Origin of the sequence: Candidatus Pantoea rara, from assembly GCF_051136265.1 — a bacterium.
Lineage (GTDB): Bacteria > Pseudomonadota > Gammaproteobacteria > Enterobacterales > Enterobacteriaceae > Pantoea > Pantoea rara.
Genome location: NZ_CP194942.1, coordinates 724804 through 744658, shown reverse-complemented (window position 1 = coordinate 744658; position 19855 = coordinate 724804). Strand labels below are relative to the sequence as shown.

The 19855-nt window shown below is 52.8% G+C and carries 19 protein-coding genes and 1 tRNA gene; 5 read left to right on the top strand and 15 right to left on the bottom strand.

Features of this window, described 5'->3' with window-relative positions; translation table 11 throughout:
- Positions 1 to 118 precede the first annotated feature (118 nt).
- The gene (gene acuI / locus ACR8BF_RS03645; protein WP_179898525.1) at positions 119 to 1102 is read left to right on the top strand and encodes an acrylyl-CoA reductase (NADPH); all 984 of its coding nucleotides are present in this window, start codon (positions 119 to 121) and stop codon (positions 1100 to 1102) included.
- A 30-nt stretch (positions 1103 to 1132) separates the two neighbouring features.
- On the opposite strand, the gene ACR8BF_RS03640 is transcribed toward acuI, so the two are convergent.
- Positions 1133 to 1630: a CinA family protein gene (locus ACR8BF_RS03640; protein ID WP_434745559.1), complete on the bottom strand. Its 498-nt coding sequence runs from the start codon at positions 1628 to 1630 to the stop codon at positions 1133 to 1135.
- Between the two features lie 491 nt (positions 1631 to 2121).
- Between ACR8BF_RS03640 and ACR8BF_RS03635 the strand changes: the two genes are divergently transcribed.
- Positions 2122 to 2418, top strand: coding sequence for a SelT/SelW/SelH family protein (locus ACR8BF_RS03635; protein ID WP_179898527.1), 297 nt, complete (start codon positions 2122 to 2124; stop codon positions 2416 to 2418).
- Here ACR8BF_RS03635 and ACR8BF_RS03630 read toward each other — a convergent pair whose 3' ends face one another.
- The 8 genes from ACR8BF_RS03630 to ACR8BF_RS03595 all read right to left on the bottom strand — a co-directional run bounded on the left by ACR8BF_RS03630 (position 2419) and on the right by ACR8BF_RS03595 (position 9388).
- Positions 2419 to 2958: a PadR family transcriptional regulator gene (locus ACR8BF_RS03630; protein ID WP_434745558.1), complete on the bottom strand. Its 540-nt coding sequence runs from the start codon at positions 2956 to 2958 to the stop codon at positions 2419 to 2421.
- Between the two features lie 72 nt (positions 2959 to 3030).
- On the bottom strand, positions 3031 to 3813 hold the full coding sequence (locus ACR8BF_RS03625) for a siderophore-interacting protein (protein WP_434745557.1): 783 nt from the start codon (positions 3811 to 3813) through the stop codon (positions 3031 to 3033).
- Between the two features lie 331 nt (positions 3814 to 4144).
- Positions 4145 to 4339 (bottom strand): hypothetical protein, encoded by a 195-nt coding sequence (locus tag ACR8BF_RS03620; protein WP_179898530.1) that lies wholly within the window; start codon positions 4337 to 4339, stop codon positions 4145 to 4147.
- A 208-nt stretch (positions 4340 to 4547) separates the two neighbouring features.
- Positions 4548 to 5417 (bottom strand): helix-turn-helix domain-containing protein, encoded by an 870-nt coding sequence (locus ACR8BF_RS03615; RefSeq protein ID WP_292987785.1) that lies wholly within the window; start codon positions 5415 to 5417, stop codon positions 4548 to 4550.
- A 217-nt stretch (positions 5418 to 5634) separates the two neighbouring features.
- Positions 5635 to 5808 carry a DUF2474 domain-containing protein gene (locus ACR8BF_RS03610; protein ID WP_434745556.1) on the bottom strand — a complete coding sequence of 58 codons (174 nt, stop codon included), beginning with the start codon at positions 5806 to 5808 and terminating at the stop codon, positions 5635 to 5637.
- Between the two features lies 1 nt (position 5809).
- Positions 5810 to 6814 (bottom strand): cytochrome d ubiquinol oxidase subunit II, encoded by a 1005-nt coding sequence (cydB, locus tag ACR8BF_RS03605; protein ID WP_090965936.1) that lies wholly within the window; start codon positions 6812 to 6814, stop codon positions 5810 to 5812.
- A gap of 1 nt (position 6815) precedes the next feature.
- Positions 6816 to 8228, bottom strand: a complete 1413-nt coding sequence (locus ACR8BF_RS03600) for a cytochrome ubiquinol oxidase subunit I (RefSeq protein WP_090965940.1) — start codon at positions 8226 to 8228, stop codon at positions 6816 to 6818.
- Positions 8229 to 8977: 749 nt separating this feature from the next.
- Entirely contained in the window at positions 8978 to 9388 is a 411-nt protein-coding gene (locus ACR8BF_RS03595; protein ID WP_179898532.1) for a winged helix-turn-helix transcriptional regulator, read from the bottom strand.
- A 98-nt stretch (positions 9389 to 9486) separates the two neighbouring features.
- Between ACR8BF_RS03595 and ACR8BF_RS03590 the strand changes: the two genes are divergently transcribed.
- Together ACR8BF_RS03590 and treF are read left to right on the top strand one after the other, a co-directional pair.
- Entirely contained in the window at positions 9487 to 10344 is an 858-nt protein-coding gene (locus tag ACR8BF_RS03590; RefSeq protein ID WP_434745555.1) for an SDR family oxidoreductase, read from the top strand.
- A 349-nt stretch (positions 10345 to 10693) separates the two neighbouring features.
- Complete coding sequence (gene treF / locus ACR8BF_RS03585; protein ID WP_179898693.1) at positions 10694 to 12352, top strand: alpha,alpha-trehalase TreF; 1659 nt, start codon at positions 10694 to 10696, stop codon at positions 12350 to 12352.
- A 73-nt stretch (positions 12353 to 12425) separates the two neighbouring features.
- Here treF and ACR8BF_RS03580 read toward each other — a convergent pair whose 3' ends face one another.
- From ACR8BF_RS03580 to ACR8BF_RS03560, 5 genes are all read right to left on the bottom strand, one after another.
- Positions 12426 to 12932 carry a ferritin-like domain-containing protein gene (locus tag ACR8BF_RS03580; RefSeq protein ID WP_179898534.1) on the bottom strand — a complete coding sequence of 169 codons (507 nt, stop codon included), beginning with the start codon at positions 12930 to 12932 and terminating at the stop codon, positions 12426 to 12428.
- A 10-nt stretch (positions 12933 to 12942) separates the two neighbouring features.
- Positions 12943 to 13425 carry a ferritin-like domain-containing protein gene (locus tag ACR8BF_RS03575; RefSeq protein WP_179898535.1) on the bottom strand — a complete coding sequence of 161 codons (483 nt, stop codon included), beginning with the start codon at positions 13423 to 13425 and terminating at the stop codon, positions 12943 to 12945.
- Between the two features lie 502 nt (positions 13426 to 13927).
- Complete coding sequence (locus tag ACR8BF_RS03570) at positions 13928 to 14092, bottom strand: general stress protein (protein ID WP_004571242.1); 165 nt, start codon at positions 14090 to 14092, stop codon at positions 13928 to 13930.
- A 749-nt stretch (positions 14093 to 14841) separates the two neighbouring features.
- A complete protein-coding gene (locus ACR8BF_RS03565) occupies positions 14842 to 15807 on the bottom strand; it encodes a diguanylate cyclase domain-containing protein (protein WP_434745554.1) in 966 nt (321 codons plus the stop codon).
- 313 nt (positions 15808 to 16120) lie between these two features.
- A tRNA-Phe gene (locus ACR8BF_RS03560) sits at positions 16121 to 16196 on the bottom strand.
- A gap of 222 nt (positions 16197 to 16418) precedes the next feature.
- On the opposite strand from ACR8BF_RS03560, the gene ACR8BF_RS03555 reads away from it, so the two are divergent.
- A complete protein-coding gene (locus ACR8BF_RS03555; RefSeq protein WP_292987798.1) occupies positions 16419 to 17738 on the top strand; it encodes a methyl-accepting chemotaxis protein in 1320 nt (439 codons plus the stop codon).
- A 27-nt stretch (positions 17739 to 17765) separates the two neighbouring features.
- Here ACR8BF_RS03555 and mrdA read toward each other — a convergent pair whose 3' ends face one another.
- Complete coding sequence (gene mrdA, locus ACR8BF_RS03550; protein ID WP_292987800.1) at positions 17766 to 19637, bottom strand: penicillin-binding protein 2; 1872 nt, start codon at positions 19635 to 19637, stop codon at positions 17766 to 17768.
- Positions 19638 to 19855: the final 218 nt, after the last annotated feature.

Below are 19855 nucleotides of genomic sequence, written 5' to 3'. Positions count from 1 at the left end.
TGCTGCGCGATTTTTGGGGCCAGCCGCTGCTTTAACGTCCAGAAGTGGCCATTGCCCTACCGCATTCCTTTTGCCAGGCGTAAACTTATCCCCTCTCTCCCACTCTGCCGGAGGCTGCATGTTCAAGGCACTGGTCATTGAAAATGACGAACAAGGTTACCGTTCCCTGCTGAAAGATCTCCCCGAATCCCAACTGCCCGATCATGATGTCACGCTCGACGTCAGCTACTCATCTCTGAACTACAAAGATGCCCTGGCTATCTGCAACAAAGGCCCGATTGTGCGCCAGTTCCCGATGGTGCCGGGTATCGATTTTGTGGGCCGGGTGACAGCAAGCCGCCATCCCGACTGGAAAGAGGATGATGTGGCGCTGCTGACCGGCTGGGGTGTGGGCGAAAAACAGTGGGGCGGACTGGCGCAGAAAGCCAGCGTCAGCGGCGACTGGCTGGTGCGGCCGCCCGCCACGCTGAGCCCGCTGCAAACTATGGCCATCGGTACGGCGGGGCTGACCGCGATGCTCTGCGTGATGGCGCTGGAAAAACAGGGCATCACACCTGACCGCGGGCCGGTGCTGGTGACCGGTGCCAGTGGCGGCGTCGGTAGCTACAGCGTCAGCATGCTGGCACGCCTCGGTTATGAGGTGATCGCGTCGAGCGGACGCGCCAGCGACCATACGTATCTGATCGAGAAGCTGGGCGCAGCATCGGTGATTGACCGTGAAGCGCTCTCCCAGCCTGGCAAGCCGCTGGCTAAAGAGCACTGGGCTGCCGCGATAGACAGCGTCGGGAGCCACACGCTGGCGAATGTGCTGGCCGCTACACAGCGGGACGGCGTGGTTGCCGCCTGCGGGATGGCGCAGGGACTCGATCTGCCAGCCAGCGTCGCACCCTTTATTTTGCGTGGCGTTACGCTGGCTGGTGTCGATAGCGTAATGTGTCCGAAGCCGCTTCGTGAACAGGCGTGGCAGCGACTCGGTGAGCTGATGGATAGCGAACGGCTTAATCAGTTGAGCCGGGTCATTCCGCTGAGTGAAGCCAGAGAGGGTGCGCAGGCACTGCTGGATGGCAAAGTGCAGGGCCGTCTGATTGTCGACTGCCGCTAACCGGTTTTAAAAGGCGCGTACACCGCGCCTTTATCGATCGGCCCGCTGCAGCCGTTTAATCAGCCCTTCCAGCGCAAACTGCGTGCCCTGCTCCATCACCGATTTGGGATCGCCACTGAACTGGTGGCACTCCGCCTCGTCACTGCCATCGGGCAGTGCCCAGCCAAACCAGATAGTACCTGCTGGTGTGCCATCTTCGCCGCCACCCGGCCCCGCATAACCGGTGATCGATAATCCCACCGGTTCACCAGAACGGGCGCAGGCTCCCTGCACCATCTCCCGCGCCGTCTGCTCACTCACCGCCGTGTGCTGTTTCAGGGTTTCGGGCTTTACGCACAGCAGACGGATTTTGGCATTTTCGCTGTAGGTTACGAAGCCGCTGGTGTAGAAGTCACCGCTATTTTCCACGGCGGCCAGCGTCATGCTGATCAGCCCGGCGGTACAGGATTCGGCGGTCGCCAGTTGAAGTCCGGAGGAGAGTAAAATATTCCCCAGTTGCTCAGCGGTTTGATCTAATGATTTTGCCATTATGGTCTCCTTAAGACGGTCCGGAACTCCAGGTATAGCGCAAAATCATCGAATGAAACTCCGCAAGGCAATGTTTTTAAAGCGAAACGGTCGAATTCCTCAGCTGAATGCCGGTCGATTTACGCCTCATCGAACTCCCCTAACATTTGAGGCGGAGAACTGTGAGTCTCTACTTTATGAGTCTGAGAGGGTCGCGAAAAACGTCTGCTAAAACCGACGCGGTTTAGTCAATCTCCTAAAACAAGGTGGCACAGGCGCGAATCCCCTGATTAGTTGTTAGTATTCACTCCCTTGCTTGCTGGATAACAAAAATGGCGCTGCATAAAAGCCATAAAAAAGTTGATCAGTATGCTGATGAAGCAAGGTTCGTACCCGACAGGATGCAATTCAGAACTGTTTTTAAAAGCTTTATAAATTCATAAATAAACCACAGCGCACACTTTTTTAACCCGAATGCACTGGCATTTATCAACACGTAAAGGAATAGAGTTATGGCGCAAAAACCTGTGGTTGTTATTCACTACTGTATGCAATGCAACTGGCTGATGCGGTCAGCGTGGATGGCACAGGAACTCCTGCATACTTTCGCTGAGGATCTGTCAGAGGTGACGCTGAAACCGGGCACTGGCGGTATCTTTGAAATTACGCTGGATGAGCATCTGCTGTGGGAACGTAAGCGCGATGGTGGCTTCCCGGATGCGACTACGCTCAAACAGCGCGTACGCGACATCTGTTTCCCGGATCGTACCCTGGGCCACATCGACAAAAACAAAGCTGAAATCAGCTGATTAACTGTGAGTGATTTTTTCAGCCGCGTCGTGCAGCGCCTTAATCAGCGTCTGCAGCGCGGCTTCTGAGATATCTTCCTGCGCCAGTCGCCGGTTCAATGCTGTTTTGAGCCCGTGAATCGCCTCTTCAACAGCAGGAATACTGCGGTTATTGACCAGGATCGCCAGCGTAGAAAGCCGCGTAATCAGGCCGGAGACCGTTTCACGGTTATCAGCCAGCTGGCCCTCTCCCGCTGTCGTCAGGCGGTAGGCTTTGCGGGTTGCTTTCGTATCCACCACCTCAATTGCCTTCATCTCTTCCAGCAGCGTCAGATTGGGATAGATGATACCCGGACTGGGTGAATACTCGCCCTTAGAAAGCTCCTCAACAGACTTGATCAGCTCATAGCCGTGCGCCGCATTTTGCGCCAGGAAATGGAGCATCAGCAGGCGAATCTCACTCGCCTCCAGCATTTTTTCACGTCGTTTGCGTCGTCCGCCGCAGCCACCTGCGTGCCCGGACTGACCGTCAGAAGATGTGGAATTCGGATGCTGTTTCATGGCCTGCCCTGCGGGAAAAAAGTCGGATTGATGGTAGTCCGCTACCTGACAAAACTCAATTACCAGAGCCGCTTACTTCTGGTGCCAGTAAGCCACTGCCCGAACAAACTCACTGTTGAGGCCGCGCTGTACGGTGAAGTAGTCAGACAGCGCTTTGACGAACTCACCTTCGCCGGTCAGCCAGATAAAGTAATCTTCCGCAGGGAGCGTGAGCTGATCCAGTCGGGCAATCAGCTGGCTGAGCTGCGCTTTCTGCATCTGACCGCTGCCCATCCAGCTTGTCGTTACGCCCGCCGTATCGGATAAATAGTCGCGACCCGTCGCTTCATCGGTAAAGGCGTAGAGATGCAATGCCTGCGCATTTGCGTCACGCTGACGACGTGCGAAGGCGGGCAGCCCGGTTTCATCGCAGACGTAAAGCTGGAATGTATAATCGGCCGGCACCACCAGCGAACCCCGTGGCCCACCGATAATTAATTTATCGCCCACCTGTGCCTGCGTTGCCCAGTCACTCGCTACGCCCTGCTGATGAATATAGAAATCCAGGGTCAGTGAAGAGACACCATCGAATTCCAGCGGCGTGTAATCGCGCGCCTGCGGACGTAAACCTTCGGGCCAGACAATGCCCGCGTCGGTGATCTGTGGCAGGGCCAGTTTTTCACCTTCAGCGGAAGGGAAAAATACCTTGATGTGGTCATCAAATCCCTGAGACGTAAAGCCCGCCAGATCGCTGCCAGTGAACCGGATACGCCAGAATTTACCGGCAATATTAGTTTTACTGGCGACCTGGATGTGACGGAAACGCAGTTCATTACGGATGCGCTGGGGTAAACGCTGATTAGCTGATGCAGTCAAAATGTTTCTCCTCAATCGGGATCACTGCCCCTGATTCAGGGGCATGCTCACTATCATAAAACTGACATGTAATAACAATCATTCTCATTACAAGCGGGCAGATTAGCTATGATATATCTTGAGAACAAGAACGAAAAATGCGATTCAGCAAGTTAAGATATATTTTATGAAGATGCAGCTGTGCGCATAGCAGGCGTGAAGCGGCCCTGACAAAAGCGTTCATGGAAAGGTGACTGATTGGTTTAGTGAGGGAGGCTGATCAGGTTAAGGCTTGCCGGCTCCAGATGAGCCGGTCATGTTGCACCGCCGGGATTTGGCAGCGCAACAGCACTTACAGCGTGTCGTTGAATCCGGAGAGGGAAGCATTACTGCTGGTGTGTTCCGGCAGCTCACCGTCACCCAGAATTTCATGCTGAGAGGTGTGAGAGTGCGGATGCAGTCCAGCGGGCGGTGAGAAAGGCTCAGCCTGCTGTGCCATTGCCATAACAGGCAATGCCAGAACCAGTGAAATCATTAAGCGTCGCATAGTTTTCTTCGTTTGTTGTTTTGGCCGGAAAAGGCCTGAAATGCAGATGAATGTTCCAGCCCCATCACGGATGAACGATGATTCAGGTATGACGGGGTTTCAGTGGAGGATTTTACGCCAGACTGGCGAGTTATTTTATAAAATCGTGCGGTTTGTCACGGTTTACCGCACGAATTATGCATTTGAGCCTCTCTCCCTGCCCTGCAGGCTATGCCTGCATGACCGGAACAGAAAAAACGCCGCTTAACCAATCGGGCTTACATTGTGCAAAATCGAGACGCAGCAGATCTTTGCCAGGACGGCGGGACATTCCCAGCGCTGGCAGATGCTGATAGTAGATATCCTCGATAAAGCGCGTCAGCTGCTCCGGTCTGCCGCTCCAGTGAAGCGACGCATAGAGGCCCGGCACTTCACTCCAGTTGTCGGTGTGGTCACCCAGCAAACCGGCATATTGCGGCTCCAGCGCCTGAAACAGGCTGATATTCTGCTGGTCAGCAGAGCTATGACCGGGACTATACTGAAAGCCTAACCAGCCCTGCGCAACATGACTGCCCGCCAGCGCAACCAGTTGCCGCGCCTGCTCAGCCACCCGGTGATCGCGATCGGCAATGTAATCACCGAACTTACATTCCCACTCCTGCGTCTCTCCGCGCAGATGCAGCTCTTCCTGGCGTTCTACCAGCGTCGCACGTTCTGCCAGCGACCGCGCCAGAATGCGTCCATGGAAATTTTTCACCGGCAAATGGGGAATACGGCGAAATGCGCCAGGCGTCAGCGAAAAGTGACCTTTGAACACTCGGGTGAAGTTTTGCTGGTTATCAAAACCAAAACGCACGGCGATATCGATCAGCGTCATGTGCGTCAGACGCAGCGCCATGGCTGCCATCGTCAGACGCCGTTTACGGGTATAGGCCGCCAGCGTCTGTCCGGTCATCTCCTTGAACATGCGCTGCATGTGCCATTTCGAGTAACCTGATTTAAGGGTAATTTGATCGATATTGAGATCATCGGTGAGATTGGCTTCTATCCACTCGACCAAATCGGTAATGTGCTGTTTTTTAATGGCCTGACTGAGCATGATGGCGATTTACGACGCGGATGAGGACTGGGATTTTCGTCACAAAAGGATAACAAAAATCGCGAATCGGTGTAAGGAAAGGGTAAGGCACATGCGCCTGTTCGGGGCGATTCCGCATTAATTGCTTAGGTTACTAACTAAAAAGGCTGACCAATGTCAGCCTTCTGATTATTGATAAAAACTGCGCCGGATAGCGGTGAGACGCAGTCTGCGACAATTAATGACTACGCATACCCGCGGCAGTCATCATCATGCGGAACAGCGAGGCGACGACGCCCAGTGCCAGCACGCTGGCGGCATAGATAAACACCAGCCACATCACGCGCTTCCACCAGGGTGCTTTCGTCTCATCATGGTGATTGTGGTCTTTCATGCTGCTGAGGCTTTTCATATCAATGATATCCTTCATCTGCTTTGATTTTTCCACGGAATACATAGTAGCTCCAGAAGGTGTAGCCCAGGATCATCGGGATAATCAACAGGCTACCCACCAGCATAAACGCCTGGCTCTGCGGCGGCGACGCGGCGTCCCAGATGGTCACGGATGGCGGAATAATGTTTGGCCATACACTGATACCCAGCCCGGAGAAGCCCAGGAAGACCAGTGCCAGCGTCAGCAGGAACGGTGAATAGTGCGCCTCACGCTTAATGGCGCGCACAATGCCCCACGAACAGAGCAACACCAGCACCGGAACCGGCAGGAACAGGAACAGATTCGGCTTGCTGAACCAGCGATGCGCGATATCTGCATGCGCAAACGGTGTCCACAGACTGACGATGCCGATAATCACTAACAGTGCGATCACCAGCGGCGTCGCCAGCGCAGACATCTTGCGGTGCAGCTCGTTCTCGGTCTTCATGATGAGCCAGGTACAGCCCAGCAGCGCATACGCCACAACCAGACCTACGCCGCAGAACAGCGGGAACGGTGCCAGCCAGTCCAGCGCGGAACCGGCGAAACGGCGTCCCTCAACCGGAATGCCATCCAGGAACGCACCCACCGCGACACCCTGACTGAAGGTGGCGATAACGGACCCGGCAATAAATGATTTGTCCCAGAATGCCCGATGACCTTCAACCGCCTTGAAGCGGAACTCAAAGGCGACACCACGGAAAATCAGGCCAATCAGCATGGCAGTCAGCGGAATCGACAGCGCATCGGTAATCACTGCATAAGCCAGCGGGAACGCACCAAACAAGCCTGCACCACCCAGAACCAGCCAGGTTTCATTACCATCCCAGACCGGCGCCACGGTGTTCACCATCATGTCACGCTCGCCAGCATCTTTATTGAACGGGAACAGCAGACCAATACCCAGGTCAAAACCATCCATCACGATATACATCAGGGTTGCGAAGACGATAATCACAAACCAGATAACGGAATAATCGATCATCTTAGTGGTCTCCATCCTTAAAGGTGGCAGCGGAAAGCGGACGCGCTGGCGTTTTCTTCTGACCCGGTCCACCCTCTTCAGTGATATGACCTTCGCCGACAACCGGTCCCTGCTTAATCAGACGCATCATGTAGTGATACCCCACACCAAACACCGAGCTGTAGACCAGAATAAAGGCCAGCAGGCTGATGCTCATGTGCATATCGCCATGTGCCGAGACCGCATCAATGGTGCGCTGCACGCCATACACCACCCACGGCTGACGACCGATTTCAGTGGTAAACCAGCCCGCCAGAATCGCGATCAGACCCGATGGTCCCATCAACAGCGCAAACCACAGGAAAGGACGCGACTCATAGAGACGGCCTTTGAAACGCAGCCACAGACTGACCACGCCCAGCGTAATCATCAGCAGGCCCAGCGCCACCATCACGCGGAACGACCAGAAGATCACCGTCGAATTAGGCCGGTCCTCTTTCGGGAACGATTTCAGTGCAGGAACCTGCTTGTCCAGGCTGTGCGTCAGAATCAGGCTGCCGAGGTAAGGCACTTCCAGTGCATATTTGGTGCGCTCCTGCTCCATATCAGGAATACCGAACAGGATAAGCGGTGTGGCTTCACCCGGCGGGTTTTCCCAGTGTCCTTCAATTGCCGCGATTTTGGCAGGCTGATGCTCCAGGGTATTCAGACCGTGTGCATCACCAATCATCGCCTGAATCGGCGCGACAATCAGCGCCATCCACAGCGCCATGGAGAACATTTTACGGATAGCGGGATTGTTATTCCCCTTCAGCAAATGCCAGGCCGCCGACGACCCCACAAAGAAGGCACTCGCCAGGAATGCCGCTACCGACATATGGAACAGGCGGTAAGGGAAAGAGGGGTTAAAGACAATTTTGAACCAGTCCTGCGGAACCACAATGCCGTTTTCGATGATGAAGCCCTGAGGCGTCTGCATCCAGCTGTTAGAGGCAAGGATCCAGAAGGTTGAAATCAGCGTTCCCAGGGCCACCATGCAGGTAGCAAAGAAGTGCAGGCCCGGACCTACGCGATTCCAGCCAAACAGCATCACGCCCAGGAAGCCCGCTTCCAGGAAGAACGCTGTCAGCACTTCATAGGTCAGCAGCGGACCGGTAATACTGCCCGCAAACGCCGAGAAGCCGCTCCAGTTAGTGCCGAACTGATAAGCCATGACCAGTCCTGAGACCACACCCATACCGAAGTTAACGGCAAAGATTTTCGACCAGAAATGGTAGAGATCGCGATAGGTTTGATCGCGGGTTTTAAGCCACATACCTTCGAGTACGGCCAGAAAGCTGGCGAGACCGATGGTGATGGCGGGAAAGATAATATGGAAGGAAACAGTAAATGCGAACTGAATCCTGGCCAGATGAAAGGCATCTAATCCGAACATTGCTTACCTCTTTGCCACATAGAAAACCACGTGTTTACTTATAATTAACAACTTAAGCCTGATGCGCTGACTTCTCTGCGCTTATTGAAATTCCCGACGCAAATTTAGAGCTATTTGCGTCGGGGAAACAGAAACAGTGGGGTTAATGAAAACTATAACAGTCTTTATTGATTTTGATCATTGTTTTTAGCGTGAAATATTTATTTAAAAATAAGGCGTAAAGGTTAATCAGAGGGGTTTTATGTATCTTTAATGTTACGGTATTTCTTACATTAAAAACTGAAGAGTTAAAGCAAAGCCTGCCTGTAAAATATGTCCAACGGCCTGTTTTCAGGAGATTTTTTTCAAAAAAACTGTATATAACTCGGCTAAAAATGAGGATGGGTAATTTAAAATAAGCTTAGTTTTTAACAAGTTAAACCCATAAACATCTGCATCTGACGCTTTGTATTATTTTTTGTTATATCCATTCTAATCACGCAATCAGTTTTGATAAAACAAAGTGGAAATGGCACAGTTAAACGCCAGCGTAAATGTTAAATAAATGAGTCAAAAATCCAGCCTGAATTAACAGCGCACGCTATGCAGTCAATTATTCCAGCGCGGCCCCTGATAAAACGATTTAATAATGATCAACCGTGCTGAACGCCCGCCAGAATTATTTTCTTGCTGCGGCGTTATTGCTGTTTTGAAGGGTGAGATCACAGACGAGCGAAAACAGACATTTTCCGGAAAGGATAGTCATGCCGTCACATTCTGGCGGATAAGTCGGGATGATTTTGCGCTGCTGCGGATTTTTCGCGCTGTGCCAGAATCCGGCTAAGGTTCAGCTCCAGCCAGTCTGCCAGACCGACTACCTGTTCACCGACTTCACGTCCGAGCGGCGTCAGGCGATATTCCACGTGCGGCGGCACCACATCGTAAGCGATGCGCTGCACAAAGCCATCTTCCTCAAGGTAACGCAGATTCTGCGCCAGCATCCGTTCGCTGACGCCACCGACCGCCCGGCGCAATGCACTGAAGCGCAGCGTCTGGTCCTGCAGGGCCAGCAGAATCAGTACGCTCCAGCGGCTGGTTACGCGTTTCAGCACATCACGCGACGGACAGTTAACATTAAGCAACTCGCCACGACTAAATTTTTCACTCAATTTTTCAGTCATTTAACCTGCACACCTTAAGCTAACAATTCTGTAAGTACTTACTAAAAATTAGTTTATATCTTAGTCTGAATTTCACCAACAGCCACAGGAGCAACAACATGATTGCAGTAACAGGTGCCACCGGCCAGCTGGGCCGTTTTGTGATTGATGCATTACTGAAAAAAATGCCGGCGGGAGAGATCGTCGCCACAGTGCGTACGCCCGCCAAAGCGGCCGATCTTGCCGCGCTGGGCGTCGTTGTCCGCCAGGCCGATTATGGTCAGCCAGCAACGCTCAGGGCCGCTTTTGCAGGCGTCGATAAGCTGCTGCTGATCTCCGGCAGTGAAGTCGGCCAGCGTGAAGCGCAGCACAAAGCCGTCATTGAAGCGGCTCAGGCTGCAGGCGTGGGCTTTATCGCCTATACCAGCCTGCTGCACGCGGATACCTCACCCCTGGCCTTAGGCGTGGAACACCGCGCAACAGAAGCGCTGCTGAAAACCTCTGGCATTCCGTTCGCCCTGCTGCGTAACGGCTGGTACACCGAGAACTATGCCGCCAGCATTCCACCGGCGCTGGCGCATCACGCCTTTATCGGCGCGGCAGGTGAAGGTCGCATCGCTTCAGCTGCCCGCCGGGATTACGCTGAAGCCGCAGCTGAAGTGATGACCCGTGATGATCAGGCGGGTAAAGTGTATGAACTGTCGGGTGACGATAATTATACGCTGGCGCAGTTTGCTGCGGAGATTGCCACACAGAGTGGGGAGAAGGTCGATTACGTCAATCTGTCTCAGGCTGACTTTGCCGCCGCGCTGAAAGACGCAGGTCTGCCAGCGGGTCTCGCAGAGATGCTGGCAGATTCCGATGCCGGTGCAGAAAAAGGGGGGCTGTTTGATGATTCACGACAACTCAGCAAACTGATTGGTCGCCCGACCACGAGCTGGCAGGCAGTGATTCGCGCGGCACTGGCGAACCCATAATTTGACAGCCGCTGAGCGGGCAACCTGGCTCGCTCACTTCTCTATCACCCGAATTTCCGTTGCGTATGCCACTTTCTGCACCCTTTGCGGCTGCGGTTTCTTTTACAAAATGTGAATAAATGCCAGTTTTCTTCAGCTTAAATTTTTTTATTCATGTCGCTAAGAGATTCATCCGAAATGTGTTTTTTGTGAACACCGTTATATTTGGTTGAATTGTCTGGGATTTATTAAAAAAGCTCGATTAATCGACAATTTTTATTACGTTCATAGATATTCTGCGTTGTTGTTCCGTTCGATGAGAGGTCTATAATTTGTCTTTTGTGCAACCACGACCGCTCAGGAGGCCGTTATTAATACCCATCGCCAGCAACAAAATGCACTTGAAGAGGTTCGTGCCGGGGCGGAAGTTGAGTATCAATACGATCCCCATGAACTGAAACTGGATCGCATGCAGGATTCTGAACCGGAACCGGAGCTGATTGAAGGCTTACCGGCTCCGGATGCGCTGACGCCTGCCGATCGTTATCTGGAACTGTTCGAACATGTCCAGATGTCGCGGATTTTCGAGGACAGCAAAACCTTCCCCGACTGTTCGCCTAAGTACGATCCGCTGGATGTGCTGATGCGCTATCGTCGACAGAAACGCAGCAGTGATTTCGACCTGTCACGTTTTGTCGCCGATCACTTTTATCTGCCTGGCGTAAACGAAAGCTTTTATGTCTCCAACCCGGATAAAACGCTCAACGAGCATATTGATGACCTGTGGCCGGTTCTGACCAAAATGCCGCAGCAGCATATGCCGCATTCATCACTGCTGCCGTTACCAAAACCCTATGTCGTGCCCGGTGGACGCTTTGGCGAAACGTACTACTGGGACTCCTACTTCACTATGCTCGGGCTGGCAGAATCGGGCCGTGATGATTTGCTACGTCACATGGCGGATAACTTTGCCTGGCTGATCGATAACTACGGTCATGTGCCTAACGGCAACCGTACCTACTATCTCAGCCGTTCTCAGCCGCCCGTGTTTGCACTGATGGTGGAACTGTTCGAAGAAGATGGCGTGCGCGGTGCGAAACGTTATCAGGAACAGCTGATGAAGGAATATCAGTTCTGGATGGATGGTGCCGGTTCTCTGATGCCAAACCAGGCCTATCGTCACGTGGTGCGGATGCCAAACGGCTCACTGCTGAACCGCTACTGGGATGACCGCGATACGCCGCGTGATGAGTCGTGGATGGAAGATGTCGAAACCGCCCGCGAATCTAAGCGTCCGGCCAGTGAAGTCTATCGTGACCTGCGAGCGGGTGCGGAATCGGGCTGGGATTACTCCTCGCGCTGGCTGCGTAACCCGAAACGGCTATCGAGTATCCGTACTACACAGTTTATCCCGATCGATCTGAACTCGTTCCTGTACAAGCTGGAGCTGATGATCGCGACTCTGTCGCACGCGAAAGGTGAAGAGCTGACGGCGCTGGCATGGCAGAAAAAGGCGGAAGCGCGTAAACGTGCTATTACCCGCTATCTGTGGGACAGCACCGCCGGTGTGTTCCGCGACTATGACTGGCGTCGTGAGCGTTTTGGTGCCTTTACCGTGGCCTCGGTCGTGCCGCTGTTCGTGGGCCTGGCGACGCCGCATCAGGCGCACCTGCAGGCGATCTCATTGCGTCATCTGCTGTTGAGCAACGGCGGTCTGCTGACCTCGATGGTGGAAAGCGGTGAGCAGTGGGATAGACCTAACGGCTGGGCACCGATGCAGTGGATGGCGATTGTTGGCCTGAATAACTACGGTGAAGAAACGCTGGCTACTGAAGTGGCGGTGAACTGGCTCAATACGGTCAGTAACTTCTATCAGTTGCATCACAAGCTGGTCGAGAAGTATGACATCAGCGGCGATCGCGCCCGTCCAGGCGGCGGCGGTGAATATCCGTTACAGGATGGCTTCGGCTGGACTAACGGCGTTACCCGCAAGCTGATGACAATGTACGGGCATTTGATGGCTGACTAAACATCACAGACTGATTAGCATTAACGTAAAAAAGCCGGGAATTCCCGGCTTTTTTTATGCACGTATCTAAGCGCTATTTTTTCGCTTCAGTGCCTGGCTGTGACGCACGCTGCAGGAACTGCTGCGTGACGTCAGGCAGGTTCTGCAACAGCCACTCCGCCATTGCCACTTCCTGATCACGGATTTCATTCAGTACACGTACGCCCTGTGTATCGCCTACCTGCTCAGCCGCGGCAATCAGGCTGGTGTAACTGGCAATCTCGGCATTCTCGAATACATAGCCACTGATGGCACCCTTCACCACTTCATCCGAGTTAAACATACCGCCAACAGCCTGGCCTGTAGCCGCCATTTTGCCCATCGCATCTTTCATCACAGAGTGATCGATACCATGGCTGTCGAGCAGCTGTTCCAGCAGCGTCAGCTGATGTTTGGTCTCTTCCAGATGTTGTGCCAGACGCTGTTCCAGTGCCGGATAGTGTTCAAGACGGCCTGACATCTTACTCAGCATGCTTTCTGCTTGTTTTTCCATTGCATGCGCATCGCGCAGCCAGTCGTGATAATGTTCAATCGCAGTCATGTGTTACTCCTTAAGAGACAGTAATGGACTCAGCTACCTGGGTAAGCTTCTCATCCGTTTGCTTCTCTTCATTCAGGGTTGCTTCCAGCAGTTGCGCGGCTTTCGTGTAACCCAGCTTTAGCGCCAGCGCATGCAGGGTGCCGTACGTAGCAATCTCATAGTGTTCGACTTTCTGCGCCGCACCAATCAGTCCCTGATCGCGAATTTCGCCCTTCTCGACCGAGTCGATAATTTCCTGCGCTTCTTCAACCAGACCTTCCAGCGCATGGCATTTCATTCTTTTGATTTTGACTTCGGGCGTCACTTCTACCAGTTCGTCGAGTCGTTCAATCTGAGCCCGGGTCTCTTCCAGATGCTGATGAAACGCAGCGATAAGATTTTCGTCACTGGCTGCACGCGCCATTTTAGGCAATGCTCGGGTTATCTGCTTCTCAGCGCTGTATACATCGGATAAGTCATGGATGAACAGATCGTTTAACGTTTTCACTGTCATAAGATAGCCTCATTTATTAGAAAGCCGCGTCAATAATAACGCAGCGCCAGTCATATCGTTGGCACCTGAAAAGTCTAGTGGAGATTTTTAATATCGCACGCCACATCAGTATGAATTCAATACAAAAGTGGCATGTAAAATGCATTTTCCTTTTTACAGCAAACATTTAGCTGGAAAAATGTTTTTACCTTTGCGGCTTCGCTTGCATAACCAGAATTGTACAAAATTATAAATCGCTGTATACATTTTATCAGATTAAGCGCATAAAAAAGTACCAGCCAATTCTCACCTGTACAAAGTTGAATTAAACCGTATAACTTCAATCTATCGGAAATAAAAAACCGGAAGGGAAAACCCTTCCGGCTTAATTAAAATGCCCGGCCATTGCCAATGATTCATCACCGACATAATTCAGGACGTAATTATATTGCAGAATAACTAAATAGCGTCAGAATGCCCGGCTGACAGAGTAACCCTGCTGTCACAGCAGTGTTAAAGACGTTCAGCTCCGGCGGCTAACCTTACCTCCCTTGCGCCCCGCTTCAATGGCACGTTCAGGATCGTTCTTAAAGTTACCGCCGCTTTTCTGGCCACCTTTGCGTCCTGCTTCAGCAGCACGCTCTTTGTCGGCCGCAAAATTCCCGGCCCCACCGCGATATTGAGTCATATGCGTCCTCTTTGAATTTTAAAAATCAGAACTTGCACACTTAACGCTTCATCAGGCCGATTCAGCAACATAAATGTAGACAAAAAATCGGACCGTTCAAGTGAGATAAATAAAAAACCCGTCACAGTTCTGGTTTATTGCTTGTACCAGGCTTAACCGTATTGATAACGGATTTCAACCATCGCTCTTTTCTTTTCATAAAAGAGTCGCGGCGTGAAAAACCTTTATACCGGAAGTCGCCGCGCCCTATTAATCGATCATTTTCAAAAAAAGTCCAATTGAAAAAAACATAAGCGAAGCGGCATAGTGATAACTTCACTAATACAAGGTAGTGAAGATGATCAACAAACGATCAATTTACCCAAGCGAAGCGCTAAATAAAAATCAGGCGTTCTGCTTTTACCTTAAAAATAAGCGAAGCGTAATGCAGTGATTGCACCTGATTAAAATAACCAATATCGATCAATAAACAATCAATTATGCTGATTTAATGAATGTTTTCTCTAAAAGGGACGTCAGATCTCTCACTGACACGTGAATCCAGACGAAGCGGCAGAATTTACGCTTTCTAAAAGCAAAAATCAGGTTTTCGGATTAGTACTAAAAAGGGTTTTCTACAGGAGTATGCATACATCCTGGCCACCTGCAAAAAGGGGAGCTGAAAAGTTATGGCGTAAGACAGGTGCTATCCCAGAAGGGGGGATAACGCGTTACTCTCGCCTGCAAGGCAAATGCCCGACTCAGCGGAGTCAGAGGGGCCCCGAAAAACTGGAATCAAAAGCAACACCGCGCTTGCCGTTTTTCTTAATGCGGTACATCGCTTCATCAGCCCGTGCCAGAGCGGTATCAAAGTCATCTTTCAACTGCGCCTGAGAAACGCCCACTGAAGCGCCTATAAGCGCATGGCCGTTGGCCATATCAAATGGGGTAAGCACGGCATCAAGACAGGCGTGTGACAGCTGTCTGACCTGAGGATGATCAATCGCAAACGGCAATAACAGGACGAATTCATCGCCGCCGAGCCGGCCAATCATAACCTCTGCCGGAGCGAGTTCAGTTAACCGATGGCTTAACTGGATTAACACTTCATCACCGCTGCGATGCCCCAGGGTGTCGTTGACGTGTTTGAAGTTATCCAGGTCGATAAAGACAACGCAGAGGGGGCCCTGCGCTTTCAGTTCACAGAAATAGGTCTGCAGGGCATGGCGATTGTTGAGCAGCGTAAGAGGATCGTGCAGCGCCAGCAGAGCAAGCTGCTCTTCATATTGCTTCTCTTTGGTCATGTCGATGTGCGTGCCGATGACTTTTACTGGCTCTCCGTGTGCATTCCACTCGCTTACCCGGCCCCGATCCAGCACCCACGTGATGCTGCCATTTTTGGCAATCATGCGGTGAAGCGCTTCGTAGTAAGGCGCTTTCCCGGCAATGTGATCATTGAATGCCTGCAAAACTTCGTCAGCATCATCGGGATGCAGACTCTCTTTCCAGGACTCGAAGTTGGCGTCGGTCTCTTTAGGCTGGAAGCCCAGCATCGCCCCCCAGCGCCGGTTGAAGATCACCAGTTTGCCGCTGGGAATATCGAGCTGCCACAGGAACAATCCGGTGCCATCGAGCGCAGCATTGAGTTTTGTGCGGGCGTCATGCGCTATACGCTTCAGACGCGCATTATGCTTTTTCAGGTTCTGTATCTGCAGACGCAACGTTTCTTCTGACATGACCGTGACAGAGCTGGAAAAAGGGCTATTGTGCCTGTCAGGTTGATTCTGTAAAGGGTGGCTTATAAAACACGATTAGCCCCGGTCAATTGCAGGCTGGACAGGATATCAGGCGGTGACGCTCTGGCAACGCAGCACAGAGCCGGTACGGCAAAGTGGTTTCGACGTGAAATCTATTTGTGTTGCTACAGGATTGAGGGGGATATATGGCCAGAAGGCGTTGAAATTCGGAATGTTCGGGGATAGAGGGGAGTCTGGCTAACCAGGTTCGCCCTGGAACGCAAAAACCCGCCAGAGGCGGGTTCTTTAAAGATGGTGCCCGAACCCGGAATCGAACCAGGGACACGGGGATTTTCAATCCCCTGCTCTACCGACTGAGCTATTCGGGCAACGGGGCGCATTAAACCAAAGCGGCCCGGCAGCGTCAAACGCTTTTCGCCAAAACCCACCCGACTGACCGCTTTTCCATCAACTCAAATACCGTCTTTGACGTGGCACCTGAATTTCCCGGCTGCCCGGATAAATTTCAATCAGAAGCCAGCCTCAACCTCCATTGTGCCGCGATTTTGCCGATATAGCATGCGAGACCAACATGAATAATAAAGATCGCCATGTTTTCCACCATTACATCAGGCATCGCTTCGCGCCATAGCTGGCAGAAGCGCTCACACTCAGCCGCGACGCTAAGCTCCCTCAACGGCTCCATTGCCATGATTGAATTCTCCCCCGATGGCGCCATTCTTAGCGCCAATGCGCTGTTTCTGGCGCGCATGGGTTACACGCTGGCGGAGATCGAAGGCCAGCACCACAGCCTGTTTTGTACCCCAGAGCAGCTTCAGTCGCGGGCGTATCAGGATTTCTGGCAGCGACTCAACCGGGGTGAAAGCTTCAGCGATAAGTTTCTGCGTATGGCGAAAAACAGCCGCCCGATCTGGCTTGAAGCCAATTATGTGCCGGTACAGAACCGCCATGGCCGCGTGATTAAAATCGTCAAACTGGCCACCGATATTACCGAGCATATTAACGATGCGCATGAACAGCGCGCCATCACCACCGCCATTGAGCGGTCAATGGCGGTGATCGCCTTTAACCTCAAAGGTGAAGTGCTTAAAGCCAATGACAACTTCCTGAAAACGATGGGATACCGTCGTGAGGAAGTCGAAGGCGTTCATCACAGTCATTTCTGCTCGCAGGCGCTGCGCGACAGCCGCGAATATAGCGCGTTCTGGCAGCAACTGAATCGGGGTGAATTTGTCTCGGGTCAGTTTCCCCGGGTGAATAAACGCGGTGAAACGGTCTGGTTGCGCGCCACCTACAATCCGGTGTTTGACGAACAGGGTAAACTCTACAAGATCGTGAAATTCGCGACGGATGTCACCGCACAGGTGGAAAAGAATCAGCAGGAGCATGACGCGGCACAGCAGGCTTATCATACCGCACTGCAAACGGATCAAAGTACAAAGCTGGGTGCCGATGTTATCGCCAGCAGCGTGCAAACCATGAATGCCCTGGCGGGTGAACTCCAGGGGATCTCCGGTGATATTACCGGCCTGAGTGAATCCTCAGATCGTATCGGCGAGATTGTGGAAGGTATTCGTCGGATCGCCGATCAGACTAACCTGCTGGCGCTGAATGCGGCTATTGAAGCGGCACGGGCCGGAACCCATGGCCGCAGCTTTGCGGTGGTGGCTAACGAAGTCCGCACACTGGCGGCGAACATCAACCGCGCCACTACCGATATTGAAAATCGGGTACAGCAAAACCATCTTCTGGCGAGCCGGGCACTGAAAGGGATTGAATCAAACCTGAAGCGCGCCGATCAGGGCGTACAACTGGCCCAGGAAGCGGGCGGCGTGATTGCAGAAATCCGTGAAGGTGCAACGGACGTCGTGCGCGCCATCGGCCATGTCACCAAAACGCTTAAAATCTGACGCTCTGTGGGAGCAGTTGTCCCTCTTTTACGGTGTTGCCTGAACCGGCGCTTCTGGCGTCGGCGGAATAAAGATGTGGTCCAGAATCGCCCGCATCACGGGTGCCGCCGTAATCCCTTCATTGCCGCCGTTCTCCAGAATTAACGCCACCGCCACTTTCGGGTCGTTAAACGGCGCGAAGGCAGTGTAGAAGATATGGTCTCGCAGCCGTACCGGGATCATCTTCGCGTTATAGGTCTGGTTCTGGCGCAGGCTGAACACCTGCGACGTCCCACTCTTCGCGGCGATGCCATAAGGTGCCGTGTGGAAATATTTATAGCCGGTGCCGTTTGGCGCGTTAGCCATGCCAAACATCGCGTGGCGAACCAGCGACCAGTAGGGTGAGTGGGGATCGCCAATCTGCGCCTCGCGCTGCCCGGGATGGTAATTCTCCACCAGCGTGCCACGCTGGGTTTTCTCCAGCAGATGCGGTGCGATGACCCGACCATTGTTAATCAGCGCCACCATCGCTTTCACCATCTGAATCGGTGTCGCAACCCAGTAGCCCTGCCCGATGCCAACGGAAACCGTATCGCCCTGATACCATGTCTTTTTGTGCACCTTCTGCTTCCATTCACGGCTCGGCAGTAAGCCGTTGTACTCTTCATTGAGGTCGATGCCGGTCGATTTTCCGTAACCAAACTGGCTAAGCATGGTGTGAATCCGGTCAATGCCCATCATAAACGCCACCTGATAGAAGAAGGTGTCGGCGGACTCTTCAATCGCACGGGTGACATCCAGCATGCCGTGCCCGGTTTTTTTCCAGTCCCGATAACGCCGGTCCGTGCCTGGCAGCGTCCAGGTGGGCGCACCAAAGAACTGCGTTTGTGGCGTAATCACATGCGTCAGCAGCGCCGACATCGCCATATAGGGTTTCACCGTGGAGGCGGGCGGATAAAGGCCCTGCGTGACGCGGTTAATCAGCGGCAGGTCTTTATCCTGCAGCAGCTTTTTGTAGGCCTGATAGCTGATGCCTTTCACAAACGGATTAGGGTCGTAGCTGGGGCTGGAGACCATGGCCAGCACGGAGCCGTCGTGTGGATCTTCAACCAGCAGCGCCGCACGCTGTCCTGCCAGCAGACTCTCAATATATTGTTGCAGATGCAGATCAAGCGTCAGTGTCAGGTTTTTACCCGCCACAGGCGGCACCTCTTTCAGCACCCGCACAATGCGACCGTGGTTATCCACTTCCACTTCCTGATAACCCGGCTTGCCGTGCAGCAGCGCTTCGTAATAGCCCTCAATTCCCTGCTTACCGATGTTATGGTCAGCGGCATAGTTTTCGGCGATGCCCTCTGCATTCAGTCGTTTGTAGTCGTTATCGTTGATTTTCGATACATAACCGATCACATGTGCCAGATCCGCGCCATAGGGATACTGGCGATCCTGATAGGTTTCAAGACTGGCACCGGTAAAGCGAAACTGATTCACCGCAAAGCGCGCGACCTGCTCTTCAGTCAGCTCCTCCTTCAGCACCACCGGCTTGTAACGACTGGTCTGTTTCAGGGCGTGGCGGAACGTATCAATCTCATCGGGCGTCAGATTAATTAATGGTGTCAACGCCCGCAGTGTGGCATCCATATCGGTGATTTTGTAAGGGGTCAGCGTAATGGCGTACCAGCTGACGTTGCGCACCAGCGGAATACCATTGCGGTCATATATCAGCCCGCGCGTCGGGGCAATGGGGATCATCTTGATGTCGTTCTGGTTGGATCGCGTCTGGTAGTAGCTATGATCGCGCACCTGCAGACGATAAAGGTTTACGCCAAGAATAGTGAAGCAGATACAGACCAGAGCAAAGGCTATTGCGGCACGACGGGCAAACAGCTTCTCTTCAGCGTCGAAGTTACGAAAGTTCATCAGGAGGCATATCAGGCGATTAATTTTTATCTGTTATTGCGCACTATGATAAAGCGGGATCACAGCGGTGCCAGCGCGAAGATGCACAAGCCTCAGCAAAAGTGTGTCATTTGATGTGAATGTTACCAGGACGGCGAGGCGGGAAAATCAGATCCTCCGGCAGAGGAGGATCTGAACAGGCGAATCAGGCAGCAGGCATCAACAGGTACCCGCCGCGC

Bases quoted from the DNA above. Each gene is read 5' to 3' on its own strand.
- ACR8BF_RS03575 (WP_179898535.1), bottom strand. From the start codon at position 13,425: ATGACAGTGAAAACGTTAAACGATCTGTTCATCCATGACTTATCCGAT.
- cydB (WP_090965936.1), bottom strand. From the start codon at position 6,814: ATGATCGATTATTCCGTTATCTGGTTTGTGATTATCGTCTTCGCAACC.
- ACR8BF_RS03615 (WP_292987785.1), bottom strand. From the start codon at position 5,417: ATGCTCAGTCAGGCCATTAAAAAACAGCACATTACCGATTTGGTCGAG.
- acuI (WP_179898525.1), top strand. From the start codon at position 119: ATGTTCAAGGCACTGGTCATTGAAAATGACGAACAAGGTTACCGTTCC.
- ACR8BF_RS03620 (WP_179898530.1), bottom strand. From the start codon at position 4,339: ATGCGACGCTTAATGATTTCACTGGTTCTGGCATTGCCTGTTATGGCA.
- ACR8BF_RS03555 (WP_292987798.1), top strand. From the start codon at position 16,419: ATGTTTTCCACCATTACATCAGGCATCGCTTCGCGCCATAGCTGGCAG.
- ACR8BF_RS03640 (WP_434745559.1), bottom strand. From the start codon at position 1,630: ATGGCAAAATCATTAGATCAAACCGCTGAGCAACTGGGGAATATTTTA.
- ACR8BF_RS03590 (WP_434745555.1), top strand. From the start codon at position 9,487: ATGATTGCAGTAACAGGTGCCACCGGCCAGCTGGGCCGTTTTGTGATT.
- ACR8BF_RS03570 (WP_004571242.1), bottom strand. From the start codon at position 14,092: ATGACTCAATATCGCGGTGGGGCCGGGAATTTTGCGGCCGACAAAGAG.
- ACR8BF_RS03600 (WP_090965940.1), bottom strand. From the start codon at position 8,228: ATGTTCGGATTAGATGCCTTTCATCTGGCCAGGATTCAGTTCGCATTT.
- ACR8BF_RS03580 (WP_179898534.1), bottom strand. From the start codon at position 12,932: ATGACTGCGATTGAACATTATCACGACTGGCTGCGCGATGCGCATGCA.
- ACR8BF_RS03610 (WP_434745556.1), bottom strand. From the start codon at position 5,808: ATGAAAAGCCTCAGCAGCATGAAAGACCACAATCACCATGATGAGACG.
- ACR8BF_RS03565 (WP_434745554.1), bottom strand. From the start codon at position 15,807: ATGTCAGAAGAAACGTTGCGTCTGCAGATACAGAACCTGAAAAAGCAT.
- ACR8BF_RS03630 (WP_434745558.1), bottom strand. From the start codon at position 2,958: ATGAAACAGCATCCGAATTCCACATCTTCTGACGGTCAGTCCGGGCAC.
- ACR8BF_RS03635 (WP_179898527.1), top strand. From the start codon at position 2,122: ATGGCGCAAAAACCTGTGGTTGTTATTCACTACTGTATGCAATGCAAC.
- ACR8BF_RS03595 (WP_179898532.1), bottom strand. From the start codon at position 9,388: ATGACTGAAAAATTGAGTGAAAAATTTAGTCGTGGCGAGTTGCTTAAT.
- mrdA (WP_292987800.1), bottom strand. From the start codon at position 19,637: ATGAACTTTCGTAACTTCGACGCTGAAGAGAAGCTGTTTGCCCGTCGT.